General features: G+C 73.3%; 12 protein-coding genes and 1 pseudogene. 5 read left to right on the top strand and 8 right to left on the bottom strand.

Annotated elements, in window-relative coordinates; genetic code table 11:
* Positions 1–2 precede the first annotated feature (2 nt).
* A pseudogene (locus tag ACZ4VT_RS02420) lies at positions 3–294 on the top strand (aminoglycoside phosphotransferase family protein); the annotation flags it as partial.
* Between the two features lie 130 nt (positions 295–424).
* Here ACZ4VT_RS02420 and ACZ4VT_RS02415 read toward each other — a convergent pair.
* The 5 genes from ACZ4VT_RS02415 to ACZ4VT_RS02395 form a co-directional block, all read right to left on the bottom strand.
* Positions 425–1,306, bottom strand: a complete 882-nt coding sequence (locus tag ACZ4VT_RS02415) for an ABC transporter substrate-binding protein (RefSeq protein WP_467945921.1) — start codon at positions 1,304–1,306, stop codon at positions 425–427.
* A gap of 115 nt (positions 1,307–1,421) precedes the next feature.
* Positions 1,422–3,509 carry an ABC transporter permease gene (locus ACZ4VT_RS02410; protein ID WP_467945863.1) on the bottom strand — a complete coding sequence of 696 codons (2,088 nt, stop codon included), beginning with the start codon at positions 3,507–3,509 and terminating at the stop codon, positions 1,422–1,424.
* A gap of 52 nt (positions 3,510–3,561) precedes the next feature.
* On the bottom strand, positions 3,562–4,725 hold the full coding sequence (locus ACZ4VT_RS02405) for a quaternary amine ABC transporter ATP-binding protein (protein WP_467945861.1): 1,164 nt from the start codon (positions 4,723–4,725) through the stop codon (positions 3,562–3,564).
* Positions 4,722–6,353, bottom strand: a complete 1,632-nt coding sequence (locus tag ACZ4VT_RS02400; protein WP_467945859.1) for a GMC family oxidoreductase — start codon at positions 6,351–6,353, stop codon at positions 4,722–4,724. Before ACZ4VT_RS02400 ends, ACZ4VT_RS02405 begins: the two co-directional genes overlap by 4 nt.
* 15 nt (positions 6,354–6,368) lie before the next feature.
* Positions 6,369–7,853, bottom strand: a complete 1,485-nt coding sequence (locus ACZ4VT_RS02395) for an aldehyde dehydrogenase family protein (RefSeq protein WP_467945857.1) — start codon at positions 7,851–7,853, stop codon at positions 6,369–6,371.
* Between the two features lie 563 nt (positions 7,854–8,416).
* On the opposite strand from ACZ4VT_RS02395, the gene ACZ4VT_RS02390 reads away from it, so the two are divergent.
* The 3 genes from ACZ4VT_RS02390 (at position 8,417) to ACZ4VT_RS02380 (ending at position 12,082) form a co-directional block, all read left to right on the top strand.
* Entirely contained in the window at positions 8,417–10,126 is a 1,710-nt protein-coding gene (locus tag ACZ4VT_RS02390) for a bifunctional phosphatase PAP2/diacylglycerol kinase family protein (protein ID WP_467945855.1), read from the top strand.
* Between the two features lie 48 nt (positions 10,127–10,174).
* Positions 10,175–11,128, top strand: coding sequence for a YihY/virulence factor BrkB family protein (locus ACZ4VT_RS02385; RefSeq protein WP_467945854.1), 954 nt, complete (start codon positions 10,175–10,177; stop codon positions 11,126–11,128).
* A 90-nt stretch (positions 11,129–11,218) separates the two neighbouring features.
* Positions 11,219–12,082 carry a phosphatase PAP2 family protein gene (locus ACZ4VT_RS02380; RefSeq protein ID WP_467945853.1) on the top strand — a complete coding sequence of 288 codons (864 nt, stop codon included), beginning with the start codon at positions 11,219–11,221 and terminating at the stop codon, positions 12,080–12,082.
* Here the strand turns inward: ACZ4VT_RS02380 and ACZ4VT_RS02375 are convergent.
* Positions 11,991–12,443 (bottom strand): ATP-binding protein, encoded by a 453-nt coding sequence (locus tag ACZ4VT_RS02375; protein ID WP_467945920.1) that lies wholly within the window; start codon positions 12,441–12,443, stop codon positions 11,991–11,993. The genes ACZ4VT_RS02380 and ACZ4VT_RS02375 overlap by 92 nt on opposite strands.
* Positions 12,444–12,768: 325 nt before the next feature.
* Here ACZ4VT_RS02375 and ACZ4VT_RS02370 point away from each other — a divergent pair, with 325 nt between their 5' ends.
* Positions 12,769–13,053, top strand: a complete 285-nt coding sequence (locus tag ACZ4VT_RS02370; protein WP_467945851.1) for a hypothetical protein — start codon at positions 12,769–12,771, stop codon at positions 13,051–13,053.
* Here the strand turns inward: ACZ4VT_RS02370 and ACZ4VT_RS02365 are convergent.
* Both ACZ4VT_RS02365 and ACZ4VT_RS02360 read right to left on the bottom strand, forming a co-directional pair.
* The gene (locus ACZ4VT_RS02365; RefSeq protein ID WP_467945850.1) at positions 13,044–13,946 is read right to left on the bottom strand and encodes a YihY/virulence factor BrkB family protein; all 903 of its coding nucleotides are present in this window, start codon (positions 13,944–13,946) and stop codon (positions 13,044–13,046) included. The two genes, ACZ4VT_RS02370 and ACZ4VT_RS02365, sit on opposite strands and share 10 nt — an antisense overlap.
* 131 nt (positions 13,947–14,077) lie before the next feature.
* Positions 14,078–16,810: a DNRLRE domain-containing protein gene (locus ACZ4VT_RS02360; protein ID WP_467945849.1), complete on the bottom strand. Its 2,733-nt coding sequence runs from the start codon at positions 16,808–16,810 to the stop codon at positions 14,078–14,080.
* Between the last annotated feature and the right edge of the window lie 60 nt (positions 16,811–16,870).

Below are 16,870 nucleotides of genomic sequence, written 5' to 3'. Positions count from 1 at the left end.
CCATGGGTTCGGATGCGGGGGCGACCGAGGACTTCGGCGCGGAACGTGACGGCCGGGACTGGGGCGCCACGCGCTCCTGGGTCGAGAAGGGGCTGCCGGAGGCGGAGCGCGTCGAGGGGGTCGTACGGCTGCGCGGCGGCTGGACCCCGGAGATGCGCCGGCACGCTCGCGGATGTGGATGCGACGGCGCAGTACTGCGATCACCCCTCCCTGTTGATGTCCCTGCTGCCGGGGACCGTGCGCCTGGGCGACGAGGGCGCTGACGACCGCGCCGAACTGCTGGCCCGGCAGCTGTCCGGTGTCCTGACCCGGAGGCTGGAGGGATACATCGAACCCCTCCTCCGTCGCTACAGCCGAACAGCCCTCCGGCAACCCTGCGGGCGCCCCCTTCTCCTCTCGGGAGGGGAAGGGGGCGCGGGGGTGGTCACTCCATCCAGGGCTTCCACACGTTCTCGTTGCGCTCCACCCACTTCTTCGCCGCCTGCTGCGGGGACAGCTTCTCCTCGGCGATCATCAGGGATACCTCGTTCTGCTGCTCCTTGGTCCAGTGGAACTTCTTCAGGAAGGCGGCCGCCTCGCCGCCCGACTCCGCGAAGCGCGCGTTCAGGTACTTCTGGAGCGGTGTGTGCGGGTAGGCGCAGGCCACCTTCTGCGGATCGTCCGCACAGCCCTCGGTGTACTCGGGGAGCTTCACCTCGGTCATCGGGACGCGTTCGAAGAGCCACTGCGGCTCGTACCAGTACGTCAGGAAGGGCTTGTGCTCCTTGGCGAACTGCTTGATCTGGGTGATCTGGGCGGCCTCCGAGCCGGCGAAGACCACTTCGAAGTCCAGGCCCAGGTTCTTCACCAGGGCCTTGTCGTTCGTGATGTAGGACGGGGAGCCGTCCATCAGCTGGCCCTTGCCGCGGCTTTCGGGGGTGCGCAGCTGGTCGGCGTACTTGTCGAGGTTCTTCCAGTCGGTGACGTCGGGGTGGGCCTCGGCGAAGTACGTGGGGACGAACCAGCCGATGTGGCCCGTGACTCCGAGATCCCCGCCGGGGGTGATGGTCTTCTTGCCCTCGACGTACCGCTTCTCCTGCTCGGGGTGGCCCCAGTCCTCCAGGATCGCGTCGACGCGGCCCTGGCTGAGGGCGTCCCAGGCGGGGATCTCGTCGACCTGGACGGTGTCCACCCGGTAGCCCAGCTCGTGTTCGAGGAGGTAGGAGGCGACGGCCGTGTTCGCCTGGGCGCCGACCCACGACTGAACGGAGAGGGTGACGGTCTTCGCGCCCTGTGCGGCGGCGTACGGGGAGGACTGGCGGGTCATGTCGGCGGCCCCGCAGCCGGTGAGGACGGCGAGTCCCGTCGCGGCGGCGAGGACGGCCGCGCCGCGCCGGCGGCTGCGGCCGGGTCCGAGGGCCCGGTGGTGTGCGTCGCGCATGTCAGGCCTCCTTCGCGGGCTGGGTGACGCGGTCGAGGAGCAGGCCGAGGCAGACGATCGCGGCGCCGGCCACCAGGCCGGTGGCCAGGTCGCCCTGGGCGAGGCCGAGGACGACGTCGTAGCCGAGCGCGCCACCGCCGACCAGGCCGCCGATGATGACGACGGCGAGGACCAGGACCACGGCCTGGTTGACGGCGAGCAGCAACGCGGGCCGGGCCAGGGGCAGTTGGACTTGTCGCAGCACCTGCGAGCGGGTCGCGCCGAGGGAGCGGGCGGATTCCACGACGGTCGGGTCCACCTCGCGCAGGCCCTGGACGGTGATCCGGACGACGGCCGGGAGCGCGTACACCACCGCGGCCGCGGCGGCCGGTGCGCGGCCGACGCCGAACAGCGCGACCACGGGGATGAGGTAGACGAACTGCGGGAGGGTCTGGCAGACGTCGAGGACCGGCCGCAGCAGCCGCTCGGCGCGGGCGCTGCGGGCGGCTCCGACGGCGATCGCGAAGCCCACTACGAGCGTGACCGCGACGGCCGCGAGGACCTGGGAGAGCGTGTCCAGGGAGGCTTCCCATACGCCGAGCACTCCGACGGCGCCCAGGGCGAGTACGGCGGTGAGTGCGGTGCGCCAGGTGCCCGCGAGCAGGGCGAGTGCGCAGGCCACGAACAGGAGCAGCCACCAGGGGGCGGCCTGGAGCCCGCTGCGCAGCGGGTCGAGGATCCAGCCGGTGAAGCGGGCGGCCCAGTCGGCGGTGCCGCCGACGACGGGTACGCCGGAGTAGAGGTGGTCGGTCATCCAGGCGACGGCCGAGTTCACGGGGTCGGCGAGGGAGACGGTCCAGGACTCGGGCCACAGGATGCTGTCGGCGATGTGGCCGGCGACCGCGGCGGCCACGGCGGCGAGGAGGGTGAGCAGGCGGCCGTACCAGCCGGAGAAGACCCGGCGCAGCAGGTGCTGTTCGCGGGCGGGCACGGGGTCGGCGCCGATACGGCGGCCGGCGGCGTCGGCGGTGCGGTCCAGCACCACGGCGAGGAGCACGATCGGGATGCCGGCGGCGAGGGCCGCGCCGACGTCGACGGACGCGAGGGCCTGGTAGACGCGGTCGCCGAGGCCGCCGGCGCCGATCACGGAGGCGATGACGGCCATGGACAGGCCCGTCATGATGGCCTGGTTGACGCCGAGCAGGAGCGGTCGGCGCGCGAGGGGAAGGCGGGCGGTCAGCAGCCGCTGGCGGCCGGTGGCGCCGAGCGAGGCCGCGGCTTCCATGACGCCCGCGTCGGCCTCGCGCAGGCCGAGGGCGGTGAGGCGGGCCATGGGCGGGGCGGCGTAGACGACGGTCGCGAGGACGGCGGCGGGCACGCCGATGCCGAAGACCAGCACCATCGGCAGCAGGTACGCGAAGGCCGGCAGGATCTGCATGGTGTCGAGTACGGGGCGCAGGATGCGGTCGGCGCGCGGGGAGAGTCCCGCGGCGAGGCCCAGCAGGGCGCCCAGTACGACGGAGGCGGCGACGGCCACGACCATCAGCGCGAGGGTCTGCATGGTCGGCACCCACATGCCGAGCAGTCCGCAGGCGGCGAAGGCGGCGGCGCAGGTCAGGGCGAGCCGGATGCCGGCGAGGCGCCAGGCGACCAGGGCGGCCAGGGCGGTGACCCCGGTCCATCCGGCGGCGAGGAGGATCACGTACACGGCGCGGACGGACACGACGACGCCGTTGCTGACGTGGCCGAAGAAGTAGAGGAACAGCCAGTGGTTGTCGCGGTGGTCGATGATCCAGTCGCCGGCGCGGCCGAGCGGGCCGGACAGGTCGACGGCCAGGGCCGCGGGCCAGCTGCCGGCGCCCGGGAAGACGACGGCGAGCGGGATCAGCAGGGCGGCGGCGACGCCCAGGGGAAGGAGGAGTCCGCGGCGCCCGGCGAGGCCGGGCAGGGCTCTGCGGGGGCGGTCCTGTGGAGCGGACGAGGTACGGGAGGGGCGCGCGCCGGCGGGCCGTTCGGAGGACTGCGGGGCTTTCGAAGGGGCGGCGGCGCGGGTGCCGGGCCGGATGGGGGCCGGTGTGTGGTCCGGCGCGTGGGTCGGGGTCGCGGTCATGCGCACCACCTCCGGGCATCGGGGACGGGGGTCGCGGGAGGGGCCGGGCGGGTCATGCCGCCACCCCCCGTCCGGGCGTGGCCGGGAGTCCGGCCACGACGGCGAGGAGTCCCGCGTCGTCGACGACGCCGAGGCAGCGGCCGCGGTCGACGACGCGGGCCGGACCGCCGCTGAGGGCGACGGCGTGGATGGCCTCGGAGACGGTGGTGGCGGGGCCCAGCGCGGGTCCCTGGTCGGCCTCGCCGGCCATGGCGGGGCGCATCGCGGTGCGGACGGTGAGCACCTGTTCGCGGGGCACGTCGCGGACGAAGTCCCGTACGTAGTCGTCGGCGGGCGAGCCGACGATTTCCTCGGGCGTGCCGAGCTGGACGATGCGGCCGTCGCGCATGAGCGCGATCCGGTCGCCCAGGCGCAGGGCCTCGGCGAGGTCGTGGGTGATGAAGACCATGGTGCGGCCCTCTTCGTGGTGGAGCCGGGCGACCTCCTCCTGCATCTCGCGCCGGATGAGGGGGTCGAGTGCGCTGAACGGCTCGTCGAACAGGAGTACTTCGGGGTCGGCGGCGAGGGCGCGGGCCAGGCCGACGCGCTGCTGCTGGCCGCCCGAGAGCTGGCCGGGGCGCCGGTCCTCCAGGCCTTCGAGGCCGACCTTGGCGACGAGCTCGGCGGCCTTGAGCCGGCGCTCGCCGCGTCCGACGCCCTGGATCTCCAGTCCGTACGCGACGTTGTCGAGGACGGTGCGGTGCGGGAGCAGGCCGAAGTGCTGGAAGACCATGGCGGCGCGGTGGCGGCGCAGGGCGCGCAGCCGGGTGGCGTCCATGGCCAGGACGTCCTCGCCGTCGATGGCCAGGCTTCCGGCGGTGGGTTCGATGAGCCGGGTGAGACAGCGTACGAGGGTGGACTTGCCGGAGCCGGACAGGCCCATCACGACGAAGACCTCGCCCTTGCGGACGTCGAAGGTGACGTCGCGGACGGCCGCGGTGCAACCGGTGCGCTCGCGCAGTTCGGTGGCGGACAGGTCGGCGTCGGCGGAGCCGGGGACCTCCGCGGCGGCCTTGTCGGGGCCGAAGACCTTCCAGAGGCCGTCCACGGAGAAGACGGGGGACGCGGCCGGATCGGTGGCGGGTGCGGCGGGGCCGGTGGGGGTGGCGGGGCCGGTGGGGGTGGCGGGGCCGGTGGGGGTGGCGGGGCCGGTGGGGGTGGCGGGTGCGGTGGTCATCGGGTACCACCGTCCCGCGCGAGCAGTTCGGCAGCCTTTTCGCCGACCATGAGCACTCCGATCATCGGGTTGACCGCGGGCATCGTCGGGAAGACGGAGGCGTCCGCGATGCGGATGCCTTCGAGCCCGCGGATCTTCAGGTCCGGGCCGACGACGGCTCCGGGGTCGTCGGCGGCGCCCATCCGGCAGGTGCCGGCCGGGTGGTAGACGGTGTGCGCGACGGAACGGGCGTAGGCGCTCAGCTCCTCGTCGCCGGTGATCTCCGGGCCGGGACAGACCTCGCGCTTCAGCCAGTTGGCGAGCGGCTCGGTCGCGGCGATCTCACGGGCGAGCTTGATGCCGTCCACGAGAGTACGGCCGTCGTAGTCGTCCTCGTCCGTGAAGTAGCGGAAGTCCAGGGCCGGTTTGACCTCGGGGTCCGCGCTGGTCAGGTAAAGGCGGCCGCGGCTGCGGGGCTTGGGGATGTTGGGGGTCATCGACACGCCGTGCGCGGGGCGTTCGTAGCCGATGCGCTCGGGGTTGTCGGTGAAGGGGACCTGGTAGAAGTGGAACATCAGGTCGGGCCCGGCGGAGTCGGGGTCGCGCCGGACGAACAGCCCCGCGTCGCTGTCCATCGCGGAGTTCTCCGGTATCGGGCCGTCGGTCTCCCAGACGATCACCGACTCGGGGTGGTCGAGCAGGTTCTCCCCGACCCCGGGCAGGTCGTGCACCGGCGGGATGCCGAGGGCTTCCAGGTCCGCGCGCGGACCGATGCCCGAGTGCAGCAGCAGCCGCGGGGTGTCCACGGCGCCGGCACACACCAGGACCTCACGGCGGGCGGTGACCAGGGACTCCGTACCGTCCGAGGAGCGTACGTGGACCCCGCGCGCACGGGGCCCGTCGAGTTCCAGGCGGTAGGCCCAGGTCTCCAGGAGGATCCGGAGGTTGGGGCGTTCGTCCATGACGGGGTGGAGGTACGCCACCGACGCGGAGGAGCGCTTGTTGTCCTCGGGGTGGTAGGCGAGGTCGAAGAAGCCGGCGCCCTCGTGGAAGGGCTTCCGGTTGAAGCCCTCGACGCGCGGGACGCCCAGGGCGCTCTGCGCGGCGTCGACGAAGTCGCGCGCGATGGCGTTGCGGTCCTTCTCGGCCACCGGGACGATGTTGTTGAGGAGCCTGTCGAAGTACGGGTCCATGGCGGCCGCGTGCCAGCCCTCGGCCCCCGCCCGCTCCCACTCGTCCCAGTCGGACGGGAGCGGCTTGAAGGCGATCAGGGTGTTGTGCGAGGAGCAGCCGCCGAGGACGCGGGCTCGGCTGTGGCGGATGTGGGAGTTGCCGCGGGGCTGCTCGGTCGTGGGGTAGTCGTAGTCGAGCTCGCCGCCGAGCAGGCCCATCCAGCGGCGCAGGGTGAGCACGTCGGGGCGGTCGACGTCGCTCGGGCCGCCCTCGATGACGGCGACGGTGACGTCCGGGTCCTCGGTGAGGCGGGAGGCGATCACGGAGCCCGCGGTGCCGCCGCCGACGACGACGTAGTCGTACTCCTGCTGCCCCTGCGTGGAGGTGGGGTTGGGGGTGGTGCCCTGTGTGGGGGTGGTGCCCGGTGTGGGGGTCGTGCCCTGTGTGGGGGTGGTGCCCTGTGTGGGGGTGTTCAACGCTGTGCTCCTCCTTCAGCCCGCGAACCAGCGCACGGGGCGCGGGGCGAGGTTCTGGTACACGTGCTTGGTCTCGCGGTACTCCGCCAGACCCGACGGGCCGAGCTCGCGCCCGATGCCGGACTTGCCGAAGCCGCCCCACTCCGCCTGCGGGAGGTACGGGTGGAAGTCGTTGATCCAGACGGTGCCGTGGCGCAGCCGGCCCGCCACGCGGCGGCCGCGGCCCGGGTCGGAGGTCCACACGGCGCCGGCGAGGCCGTACTCGGTGTCGTTGGCGAGCGCGACGGCCTCGGCCTCGGTACGGAAGGTCTCGACGGTGAGCACCGGCCCGAAGACCTCCTCCCGTACGACGCGCATCCCGCGGTGGCAGCCGTCCAGCACGGTCGGCCGGTAGAAGTAGCCGGGGCCGTCGGGCCGTCGGCCGCCGGAGCGCAGTACGGCTCCCTCGGCGAGGGCGGAGGCCACGTACTCCTCGGTGCGTTCGCGCTGCGCGGCGGACACCAGCGGTCCGCACTCCACGCCGGGGTCGGTGCCGCGGCCGAGGCGGATCCGGTCGGCGCGGCGGGCGAGTTCGGCGACGAAGCGCTCGGCGACGCTCTCCTCGACGATGAGCCGGGAACCGGCGGAGCAGACCTGGCCGCTGTGCATGAAGGCGGCGTTGAGGGCCTGGTCGACGGCGGTGTCGAAGCCTTCCTCGGTGGCGCAGGCGTCGGCGAAGACGACGTTGGGGTTCTTGCCGCCGAGTTCGAGGGCGACCTTCTTGACCGAGTCCGCGGCCGCGCGCATCACCTTCGTACCGCTGGTGAGACCGCCGGTGAAGGAGACGAGGTCGACGTCGGGGTGGGCGGCGAGGCGCGCGCCGACGGGGTCGCCGGGTCCGGTGACGAGGTTGGCGACGCCGGCCGGCAGTCCGGCCTCCGCCAGCAGGCCGATGAGGGCCACCGTGGACAGCGGGGTGATCTCGCTGGGCTTGAGCACGAACGTGTTGCCCGCGGCGAGGGCCGGAGCGATCTTCCAGGAGGCCTGGAGGAGCGGGTAGTTCCACGGGGTGATCAGGGCGCAGACCCCGACGGGCTCGTGGACGACGACGCTGTGGACGTCGGGGGTGCCGGCGTCGACCACGCGGCCGGCGCCCTCGCCGACGACGAGGTCGGCGAAGTAGCGGAAGGCGTCGGCGACGCAGTCCACGTCCACGCGGCCCTCTTCCAGGGTCTTGCCCGCGTCACGGCTCTCCAGCAGCCCGAGGATTTCGCGGTCGCGGTGGAGCAGGTCGGCGGTGCGGCGCAACAGTGCGGCCCGCTCCTGGACAGGGGTCTGGGGCCACTCCCCGCCGTCGAAGGCGGCGCGGGCGGCACTGACGGCCGCGTCGGTGTCGGCGGTGCCGCCCTCGGCGACGACGGCGAGGACCGTGGCGTCCGCCGGGTCGAGGATCTCTCGGGTGGCTCCTGAGACCGCGGAACGCCAGGCCCCGGCGATGTGGATGGTCGTCTGCTCGGACACGACGCGCTGTACCTCCGATTCGGCACCGCGGCCTACCCGCGATGGTGCTGCTCGGGCGCGCTTGCCCCGGTCTGCGGAAGCCATGTCCCATCCGTCACTGGAAGTGACGGGAGTCACTCCCCGCCACCCCAAAGGAACATGGGTTGATATGCGGGGATTTCGGACATCCAGTGGGTGTCGGGGCAGCCCGTCACGAGCAGTCGGCGCGGCGCGGTGCGAGCGGGCCAGGCACCGTCCCGCGCCTCTCACCGAGCGTCGCGGGAGGGCCTACGACGTCCAGATCGGGTCGTCCGGGCCGGGCCTGCCCGAGCATCGTTCGAACGGCTGGCCGGCAAGGGAGAGCCGCTCACCTGCAACGGTGATGAAGTGGCTCTGCGCCGCTACCACGCGTGACCACAGTACGAGCCAGAACTCAGCCTGGCGCAGCGGCAGTTCGGCCGAGAGCGATTGAGCCAAGGCGGAACGGACCGATGACACCGGCCGGCGGGCACCCGGCGCCTTGGGCGCATCATCGGGCCGTCCCGGGCAACACGGGTGCCATGACGACGCGAAGCGGCACGGGCGTGAGACGCTCACGGCTCCTCTGGCTTCTACCGGCCCAGGCCGCCGCGATGGTGGCGCTGGGCCTGTTCGTGAGCGCCCTACCGGTGGGCCTCCGGCTGGTGTCGCCGGAGGGGCAGGTCACGGACTCCATCGCCGCGCACCGCACCCCGTGGGCCGACTCCGTGTCGCGGTGGCTGTCCGTCGTGGCCTCCACGGAGGGCATCGTCGGTGTGACGCTGATCTGCGTCATCGCCCTGCTCGTGCTGCCCCGTACCCCGCGCCGGGCCGACGCGGTCTTTCTGGGCGGGTCGGTCGCCGTGCAGTCGGCCGTCTTCCTCCTCGTGACGATGTGCGTGGAACGCCCCCGGCCCGACGTGCCCCGCCTGGACGGCGCGCCGCCCACGTCGAGCTTCCCGTCCGGCCACGTCGGCGCCTCCGTGGCCCTGTACGGCGGGCTGGCCGCGCTGGTGTGGACCCGCCTCCGCGGCCCGTGGCGGTACGTCGCGGCGGCGGTTCTGGTGCTGGTCCCGTCGGCGGTCGGGCTGTCCCGGATGTACCGGGGCATGCACCATCCCTCCGACGTGGCGGGCGGCCTGGTCAACGGCATCGCCACGCTGCTCGTCACGGGCTCGGTGTTCCTCTCCCGCGATACGGGAAGCGCCGGCGGGCCCGCCGACAGGCCAGCCGGGAGCGCCGCCGCGGGGCGTTCCGGTCAGCGGGCCGTCGTGGTCCGCCACCCGCACGGCTGCGACGACGAACTGGCCGAAGGGGTCCGCCTGTTCCTCCACCGCCACGGGTACGCCGACCAGCGGTGGACCTCCACCTCCGTCGAACGCCCCTGCGGGACCCTGCCCGAGGAGTGCGCCGGACCCGGAGTCGGCCTGGTCGTCGTCTGCGGCGGGGACGGCACCGTCCGCGCCTGCGCCGACGTGGTGGCCGGCACCGGCACACCGCTGGCGCTCGTGCCCTGTGGGACGGGCAACCTCCTCGCCCGCAACCTGCACCTCCCCCTGGATCCGCTCGCCGCCCTCGAAACGGCCCTCGGCGGCGGCGTCTTCCCGATCGACGTGGGGCGCGTGTGGGGCGACGGCCTCCCGTCGACGCGGTTCACCGTGATGACGGGGGCCGGATTCGACGCCGCCACGGTCCGCGACACCTCGCCCGCGCTCAAGACCCGCCTCGGCTGGCCCGCCTACGTCCTGTCCGCCGCCCGCCACCTGGGAGACCCGGGCATGCGCCTGTCCGTACGGGTGGACGGGGGCCGGGCCCGTCGCCGCCGGGCGCGCATGGTCGTCATCGGCAACGTCGGCGCGCTCCAGGGCGGCCTCGAACTCCTGCCCCGGGCCCGGCCGGACAGCGGACGGCTGGAGCTCGTGCTGTTCGACCCCCGCGGCCCGGCGGGCTGGCTCGCCGCGGCCGGTCACCTCGCCTCCCGGCTCTTCCGCCCGGGCGCTCGCTCGCCGGACGCGTTGCCCCATGCGTCACCGACCGATGGCCGGACCGTGGCCGGTGGGGCCCTGGAGTACTTCAGCGCCCGCCGCATCGAGATCCGCTGCGCCGACGCGCAGGCCCGCGAGGTCGACGGCGACACCATGGCGGAAGGCTCCCGGCTGTTCGCCGAGGTGGAACCGGGCGCCCTGCGGATCTTCCTTCCCCGGGCCCCGGGAGCCGCTCCGAGCGTCCCCCACCCGCGGAGCCCCGCACACGTGTGCCGCACCCCGCGCCACTGAACCCGTACCGGCGCGCCGCGCGCCGGGACCCACACCGTCAGGAAGCCGATGGGAACCGCGAGCCGAGTACCGCAGAGACGCGACGTGATGGGCGAGGAACTGTCCGCCGACGAAGCCTGGTCCGCCCTGCGCCGCTACGGAGGCTGGAGCCTGGTCCGTGACTCCTTCGTACGCTTTCGCTACGCCGACGGCTTCAGCCACTCCCGCGCCCTCGCCCTGCAGACGGTCCTGTCCATCGTGCCCCTGGCCATCGCCGCCATCGGCCTGTCCAGCGTCCTCCACACCGAGGGCATCGGCCGCGTGGCCGAGCTGACGATCGGACGGATCACCAGCGGCCCCAGCCGGGAGGTGGTCGACGAGGCGCTGCGCGAGAGCCGCCGCCACGCCGGCGACGGCGGCCAGGCAGCCCTCTGGCTGGGCCTGCTCTTCTCCCTCGTCAACGTCACCACGAGCCTGTGCCAGGTGGAGCGCGGCGCCAACCGCATCTACGGAAACGAACGCGACCGGCCCTTCCTGCGCAAGTACACCCGCGGGCTCGTCATGGCGGCCCTCGCGGGTCTTCCGCTGGGGCTCAGCTTCGTCATCACCGTCCTCGGCGCCGACCTCACCCACGCCTTCGCCGAGGTCTACCACCTCGGGCCGACCGCCATCCGCGCCTGCGACGTCCTGCGCTGGCCGGCCGGGATCCTGCTGGCCGTGCTGGCCACCAGCGCGATCTTCCGCCTTTCACCGCGCCGCGACCAGCCGGGATACACCTGGCTCGCCTTCGGCGCCGTCGTCCATCTGGGACTGTGGATCACGGCGACCTGGGCGCTGAGCCTGTACGTCGGCGCCAGCAGCACCTTCACCAGCGTGTACGGGCCCCTCAGCGCCCTCGTCTCGCTGCTGCTGTGGTCCTACCTGACCTCCCTGGCCCTGTTCCTCGGCCTCTCCTTCGCCGCCCAACTGGAGTCTGTACGAGCCGGCGTGCGGCAACCGGTCACACGGGACCCCGGAGTCTGACGCCCACTGACCACCACCTACCGCCCACCGCCCACCGACCGTCACGCCGACCGAACCACTCCGACCGAACGGCCCCCGACCGAAAGCCGCATGCCCATGGCACAGCGCCCGCCCCGCTCCCCACGCCGCACAGCCCGCTCGTTCCTGGCCGGATGCTCCGGGCCCGACGCGGCCTTCGGGACGAGACTCCTGCTGACGGTGACGGCGACGACCGTCGTGACCGTGCCGTTCGTACTCGCCCTCGTGCTCGTCGAGTCCCGGTGGCCCCCGCTCTACCGGCTCGACCGGGACACGGCCGAGCGGCTCCACCGTGCCGCCCTCGAAGACCCGCGGCGGGTGCGGGTGTTGGGGTTCCTCACGGACGTGCTGTGGGACCCGGTGACCATGCGGCTCCTGGTGGCCGCCTTGGTGGTGTGGCTGCTGAGGCGCCGCGCGTGGCGCCTGGCGACCTGGGCCGCCGTCACCGCGACGACCGGCGCCCTCCTCGGGTTCCTGACGAAGAGCGTGGTGGAACGGGCCCGCCCGCACCTGCCCGACCCCGTCGCCCACGCGCCCGGATTCTCCTTCCCCTCCGGGCACGCCATGACGGCCATGGTGTCCTGCGCGGTGCTGCTCCTGGTCCTGCTCCCGCTGGTGCCGCCCGCCTGGCGGCCCCTGCCCTGGGCGCTGGCGGTGACGAGCGTGCTCGGCGTCGGCTACACCCGCGTGGCGCTGGGCGTGCACTGGGTCAGCGACGTGGTCGGGGGCTGGCTCCTCGGGCTCGTCGTGGTCACGGCCACGACGCTCGTCTTCGAAGCCTGGCGGGCCGACAGCGGACGCCGCCGGACGGGCCTCGCGGAGGGGCTGGAGCCCGAACTCTCCGTCACGCGTCAGGGGAATCGCCCGCGGGCGCACCCCGAGGACCCGCCCCGGCGTGCGGGGCGGGTGTCACGCGGGGATGAAAACAGGCGGTGATCGTCTTGCCGCCGTGGAAGGAATGCGCGTCCCACTCGTCGGCGAGTGCGTCGATGATGGCGAGTCCCCGTCCGGAGGTCGCCTCGCGTGAGGGGTCGCGCGGGGCCGGCAGGCACGGGTCGCTGTCGGCGACGCTGACGTGCAGGCACCGGCCGTCCCAGGTGAGTACCAGCCCCGCGCTGCTGCGGGCGTGGATGTGCGCGTTGGTGACGAGCTCCGACACCGTCAGCAGGACGGAGTGGACCGTGTCGGGGGCGTCCGTCGTCCACTGCAGGGAGTCCAGGTGTTCCGCGGTCCACCGGCGGGCCTCGCGCACCCCTCGGTGTACGGGAAAGGACGTGGCCCACCCCTTGGCACGCATGGACACCGCGCTCACCTCGCTCGCGCTCTCGTGTGACGCCTGACCGGACGGATCGGGACGCGTGTCAGAACCGGCTCGCCCGGTGGCGGGCCCGGTGCCCGTCCCTGCGGTGGACGAGCAGCAGGGCCAACACCACGGGGGCGATCAGCAGGACCATCGTCGTCATGGGAGTGCTCCTTCCTCGTAGTCCGTTTCTCTTCTTGACGTCTGGCCTCGATGAGGCGTCCGAAACCCCGGCAACCGCCGTCTCGCCCGCGTCATCCGCCCGAACGCGGGTACCCGCGCGGCGTCCGAACACGGAGAACTTGACGGAGAGGGCACCCCGATGACGATCACATCGCAGGGCAACAACGCTTCCACCTCGACCGAGTTCCGTCGGCAGGCCGCCCGGGCCGCCGTTCGGCTGCGGGACACCGCCGTGCACGTCGGGCATCTCGTCGAGGCCAGGACTCCTGATCCCGTCCTTGCCTCCGCGCGGGCCGGGGCGGGTCGGGCCGTGACTATGGCGCGGACCAACCGGACCGCCTTGACCACGGCGGCCGGCGTACTGGCCGCCGCCGTGCTCGCCCGCACCGCTCGGCGGGCTCGACGGGCGCGGCGTCAGAGGTAGTCGTCAGGCGCCGCCGGCTCCCGCTCCCGGGCCCGTTCCGCGTTGAACTGGGCCCCGGTGAGCAGGGCCAGGTTGGCGAACCAGAGCCAGATGACGAAGACCACGATGCCGGCCAGCGAGCCGTAGAGGCGGCCGTACGTGTCCAGCTCCGTGTAGAGCGTGAAGAGCGCCGAGGCGGCCAGCCACAGCAGCGCCGCCAGCACGCCGCCGGCGAGTCCCTGGCGGACCCCCCGGCTCTGGGCCGGGCCGGTACGGAAGAGGACCAGCACCAGGAGGGTGACGACCACCAGCAGCACGGGCCAGCGCAGGAGCGCGATCGTGTCCGGGCCTCCCCCGGCGGCCCGTGCGGCCCATCGGGCCGGCGGCCCGGACATGACCAGCCCCGCGGCGCCGACGACGAGCAGGGTCAGCAGTAACGCGGCGTTGATGAGCAGCATGTGGGCCGCGCGGAGCGGACGTCGCGTATCGGGCACCTGGTGCATCGTGTGCAGGGCGCGGCGGAACACCGCCAGGTAACTGCACGCCGACCACAGTGCGCTCGCGACGCCGCTGAGGAGCAGGGCCCACATCGACGAGTGTTCCGCGGTGAGGCCTCCGAGCGCGTCCCGGAGCACCTGCGCCGACTGCGGAGGGGCGTACGCGGTGAGGTCGGTGATCAGCCGGTCCCTCGTCGCCCCGCCCAGCAGCCCCACGAGGGAGACGGCGATGACGAGCGCCGGCAGCAGCGCCAGGAGGGCGTAGTAGGTGAGGGCGGCCGCGTGGTCGGCGAGATTGTCCGTCCAGACGCGGACGGCCGTACTCCGCAACTCGGCGCGGGTGCGCGCCACGAGGGCGGTGGCGGGGGCGGGAGGGCCGCCGCCTCGACATGATGCGGTGCGGGGAATGTCGGTCACGCCCCGCACGTTCCCGTCAGGCCCGTGCCCATGCGCGCGTGAGGTCCGCGCCGTCGGCCGGGGGCCTTTCACGCACGAGGGGGCGCGGACCGGAACGGTCCGTGCCCCCTCATGTGCGGTTTGCCTTCAGGTCACGGTGCGCCGAAGGTCAAGGTCAGTTGCGGTGTGCCCTCGTTGGCCTGCGCTTCCGAGGACCACAGCCACAGGGCGTCCGTGCCGCTGCTGGTCAGTGCCAGGCCGTAGCCGTCGCCGAGCGCCGCCGCGACCGTCGCGGTGGTGAGCGCGGTGGTGTGCACCGCGCTGCCGTCCGGAATGCCCGCGAAGCCGCCGAGTGGCGGGCCGCCCGGGGCCGGGCGGTTGTTGTACGTGGTCCCGCCCTCGCTCCACGAGCCGGTGACCGGGACGACCGAGACGGTGTCCGTCGTGCCGGCGCCGCTCATCGTGCTGGTCTTCACGCTGAGGGTGGCCGACTTCAAGGCCGTGCCCGCGGGCGCGGCCGGCAGGTCGAAGCGCAGGTAGCTCGCGTAGAAGGAGGTGCCGCGCACGGCGAGTGAGGACGAGGTGCCGTAGTTGGTCGCGGGCGCGCCCGCGTTGGCGTAGGTGTCCTCCGCGGCGGCGACCTGGACGACCGAGTCGGCCGGGGCGGTGGCGAGGGCGTGGTGGTTCTGGACCTGCGCGGCGCTCAGGACGGTCGGGTAGACGGCGGTTTCGTCGAGCCGGCCCGCCCAGTACTCGCTCGTGGGGCGGTCGGGCCAGCCGCCGAGGCTGTCGCCACCGGCGTGCCAGTACCCCGAGAAGTTCTCGTGGGTGGTGACGTTCAGGGTGCCCTTCTGGGCGCCGTCCACGTAGAGGGTCATGCCGCCGGGGCCCTGGCTCGCGACGACGTGGTGCCATTGGTTGTCGTTGTAGGCGCCGCTGGTGGCGATGGTGCGGGTGGCGCCGGTGTAGACGCCGTAGACCAGCCGGCCGTCATTGGTCATGTAGATGTGCTTGTCGTACTGATTGCTGCCGCGTGCCTGGTTGTTGCCGAAGCCGAGGAGCTTGCCGCCGCGGGTGGTGTTCGTCTTGAACCAGGTCTCGATGGTGTAGGTGCCGCCCACCGTCTGCCGCTTGTCCCCGTACACCTGGGTGTCGGTGCCGTTGAAGCCGATCGCCGTGCTCGCGCCGGAGACCGCGCCGGGGCCCTGCCGCAGGGCGGGGGCGTTCAGGTGCACGCCGCTCTGGTTGCCCGAGACGGAGGAGTCGGCGGCGAAGGGCAGGGCCGACTCGTCGTAGCGCCAGTACTGCTGGGCTCCGTCCGCGCGGACCTGGTTCGGGTAGCCGTCCACCTGGGCCGGGACGGTCACGCTCGCCGTGGCCGACAGGGCGCTGGTGTTGCCGGCCGCGTCGGTGGCCGCCACCCGGTACGTGTACGACTGGCCCGCTGCCGCGGTGGTGTCGGTCCAGGAGGCCTGGGGGCGCTTGAAGAAGAGCGAGTCGGCGGTGACCGTGGCGATGGGCGCGGCCGCGCCGTTGCGGTAGATCTTGTAGGTCAGCGCGCTGTCGTCGAGGTCGAGGCTGGTGCGCCAGCGCACCTGGACCTCGCCGGGCTTGAAGCCGACCGCGCTCGCGACGGGCACGGTGGGCGCCCCGGTGTCCCCGGTGGAGGCGAAGCGCGTCAGGCTCTGCTGCGCCGCGCCGTTGACGGTGGTGAACTCCCCGCCGACCCACAGGTACTGCACGCCGCCCTTGGAGCCGACCGTCATCACGCGCGGGCCGATGCCCTCGCCGACGCCGTCGTTGGTGTCGGGGGCCCAGCCCAGCTTGCCGGTGCCGCTGGTGGGCTGGGCGAGCAGGTGGTGGCGCTGGCCGTCGGGGAACTCGCCGACGCTGGAGCAGTCGTGTGCGTGCGAGGCGCTGTAGAGCACGTCCTGGTACGGCAGCACGGCCTGGGTGGCGCCGAGGCAGGTGTCGCGCCAGCGCTGGCCGAAGTCACCGAGGTTGAGGGCGATCCGGCCGTCGAAGACCCCGCCGCCGGTGCCCTCGTTGGCGGTGTAGAAGCCGGTCGCGTCGGTGGCGATGTCCTTGACGACGGAGTTGGCCTCGATGAAACCGGCGTACGACGTGGTGAGCGCGCCGCTCGTCGCGTCGACGACGGCCAGCGCGTGCGTGTTCGTACCGTTGACGGTGAAGAAGTCACCGCCGAGGACCACGCTGTTGCCGTCCGGGGTGACCTCGACGGCGCGGCCGGGTTCGTCGGCGTTGGCGGTGAAGGGCTTGAGCGCGCCGTCGGCCGCGCCGACGGCGGCGAAGCGCTCGCGCGGCCGGCCGGCGACGCTGAGGAAGTCGCCGCCCGCGTAGACGGTGTCGTCGGTGACGGCGAGGGCGCGGACGGTGGCCGCGAAGGCCGGGCGGAAGCCGGTCTTCACCGTGCAGCTCGCCACGTCGATGGCGGCGAGGCTGGACACGGCCGTTCCGTTGACGGCGCCGAAGTAGCCGCCCGCGTACAGGGTCGTCTTGTCCGGGGAGAGGGCGAGCGCGCGGACCGTGGCGCTGCCGGAGGCGATGGTGAAGGACAGTTTGCAGGAGGTCGGGGCGCCGGTCGCGGCGTCGAGGGCCACGAAGTTCACGGCCGGCTGCTCGCTGCCGGCGCCGCCCGCGGGCGGACGGACGGTGGAGAAGGTGCCGCCGGCGAAGACCTGGCCGCCCGCCTCGGCGAGGGCCCAGACGACGCCGTCGGGCTGCCAGGTCGACAGCGGGTCGGCGGTGAAGGCGACGGGCGGGGTGACGGCCGCCGCCTGGGGGACGAGGCCGAGGCCCAGCCCTGCGCCGGTTCCGGCCAGGGACAGGGCGAGAGCGGCCGCCAGCTTTCTGGATCTACGCATGAACCCCCCAGTTCGGTGTGCTGTGCGGCCGTGTGGCGCGGCCGGGTGAGTCATGGCCGA

The sequence above is a fragment of the Streptomyces sp. NPDC029164 genome, from assembly GCF_055563995.1.
The sequence above is the reverse complement of the archived record's forward strand: the minus strand, read 5'-3'. Positions and strand labels throughout refer to the sequence as shown.